The following is a 259-nucleotide window of genomic DNA, read 5'->3' as shown; positions in this document are numbered from 1 at the left end:
TTCGTAGAGATGTTTGATATACTGTGCTTGAGCCATTTTTATCACCTTTCCGTTACCTCCTTAAATGCTTTCTCCAGCTTTAAGGGTAACTTGTTTTTAAGGTGCTGACAATGGCTCTTTTTTATCTTACCCGAGTCCGGGTGCTAACATTTTCGGGGCCCGTTGCATACTTTTTAATTTACCATAAACAGTCATAAAGCTGCGCTTATATTCGCCGCATCCTTTATTATAAATCATTATCAGATCATCTCTTTCAATT

This window comes from Syntrophomonas sp. UBA5494 (assembly GCF_002426325.1).
The sequence above is the reverse complement of the archived record's forward strand: the minus strand, read 5'-3'. Positions refer to the sequence as shown.